This window comes from Kitasatospora sp. NPDC047058 (genome assembly GCF_040643935.1).
In the GTDB taxonomy this organism is placed as follows: Bacteria; Actinomycetota; Actinomycetes; order Streptomycetales; family Streptomycetaceae; genus Kitasatospora.
In genome coordinates this window covers 1-2,052 of record NZ_JBEYVJ010000737.1, presented here as the reverse complement: position 1 = coordinate 2,052, position 2,052 = coordinate 1, and the positions used below count along the sequence as shown (strand labels likewise).

Genomic DNA, 2,052 nt, shown 5'->3' with positions numbered 1-2,052 from the left:
TCGGCGGGCAGGGCACCCAGTACCCGGGCATGGCCCGCGCCCTGTACGAGAACGAGCCGGTCTTCCGCGCCACCGCGGACGAGTGCCTCGCGGCGCTGCCCGAGGGCGGCACCGGCGACACCCTGCGCGCACTGCTGGTCGCCGGGTCCGCCACCGAGGAGGAAGCCGCGGCGCTGCGGCGCACGGCGCTGGCGCAGCCGGCGCTGTTCGTCCTCGAATACGCGCTGGTGCGGCTGTGGGAGTCGTGGGGCGTGCGGCCCGACGCGCTGCTCGGCCACAGCCTGGGCGAGCTCGTCGCGGCCTGCGCGGCCGGGGTGTTCGCCCCGGCGGACGCCCTGCGCCTGGTGGTCCTGCGCGGCGCCCTGATGCAGGAGCGGCCGGAGGGGGCGATGCTGAGCGTCGTCGCCGACCGGGCGTCGGTGCTGGAGCTGCTGCCGGACGGGCTGGCGCTGGCCGCGCACAACGGCCCCCGGGACTGCGTGGTGGCCGGTCCGCACGCCGCGGTCGGCACGTTCGCCGCGCTGCTCGCGGAGCGCGGCGTGGTCACCCACCCGGTGGCGACCTCGCACGCCTTCCACTCCCCCGCGATGGCGCCGGTGGTGGCGGAGTTCACCGCCGCCGTCGCGGCCGTCCCCCGCAAGGCGCCCGCCGTCCCGTTCGTCTCGAACCTCACCGGTACCTGGATCACCCCGGAGCAGGCCGTCGACCCGGCGTACTGGGGCCGGCTGGTGGTCAGCCCGGTCGAGTTCGACGCCGGGGTGCGCACCCTCGGCGTCGAGGCCGGGGCGGTCCTGGTGGAGGTGGGGCCCGGGCCTACGCTGAGCAGCCTGGCCCGGCGGATCCTGCCCGGCGACGCGGCCCGGCTGATCACCTCGACGCTGTCGCACCGTCAGGACGGGCGGCACCCGGTGGAGGCGGCGCAGCGGGCGCTCGGCCAGCTCTGGGTGCACGGGTACGAGCCGGACTGGGCCGCGCACCACGGCGGCGGGCGGCGGCGGGTCGAGCTGCCGACGTACCCGTTCCAGCGCCGCCGGTACTGGCTGGAGCTGCGGGACGGCGCCACCGCTGCGGCCCGGGCCGCCGACCGCCGGCGGGAGCTGACGGACTGGTTCCAGGTCCCGTCGTGGGAGCGCACGGCCCTGCCGGAGGCCCCGGCGGACCGCTCCGGGGAGCGCTGGCTGGTGTTCGCCGACGCGGTGGGCGTGGGCCGGGAACTGGCGGCGCGGCTGCGGGCGGCCGGGGCGACGGTGGCCACGGTCGCGGCCGGGGACGGGTGGTCGTGGGACGGCGACGGCTTCACCGTCGACCCGCAGGAGCCTGCCGACTACGGGCGGCTGCTCGCGGCGCTGGGCGAGGACGGCCCGGTGCCGGACCGGATCGCGCACTGCTGGTCGCTCGGGCCGCTGCCCGCCCGGCACGGGCCCGCGCAGGACGCGCCGGACGGACCGTCGGGCGGCGTTCCGGACGGCTGGTCGGACGACCGGGCCCTGCGGCTCGGCTTCGACAGTCTGCTGCTGCTCGCGCAGGCCCTCAACGCGCTGTCCGCGGACGCCGACCGCTCGCTGTGGGTGATCGGCAACGGGGTCCACGACGTCGTCGGCTCCGAACCGCTGGCCCCGCTGCGCGCCACCGTCCTCGGGCCCTGCCGGGTGATCCCCCGCGAGCACCCCCGGCTGAAGCTGCGCAGCGTCGACCTCGTCCTCGACGGCACGCCGCCACAGCTGCACGCCGACCGGCTGCTCGCCGAGTTCGCCGTCGCTCCGGCGCACCCGGCGGTCGCCCACCGCGGCGGGCACCGCTGGTCGCAGACCTTCGCCCCGGCCCCGCTCCCGGCGGTCGGGCCGCAGGACTCGGCGCTGCGGGAGGACGGGGTCTACGTGATCACCGGCGGCACCGGCGGCCTCGGCCTGGCGCTGGCGGAACACCTGTCCCGGCCGGGCCGCCGGATCGCCCTCCTGGCGCGCACCCCGGTGCCCCCGCAGGAGGACTGGGAGCGGATCGCCGCCCCCACGACGGGGCCCCGGACCAGCCCGATCGGGAGAGCACACGACT

General features: G+C 78.2%; 1 protein-coding gene. It reads left to right on the top strand.

Annotated elements, in window-relative coordinates; all coding sequences use genetic code 11:
- Nucleotides 1-29: 29 nt before the first annotated feature.
- A partial coding sequence (locus tag ABZ885_RS39965; protein WP_360199938.1) for an acyltransferase domain-containing protein occupies nt 30-2,052 on the top strand: 2,023 nt, incomplete at its 3' end.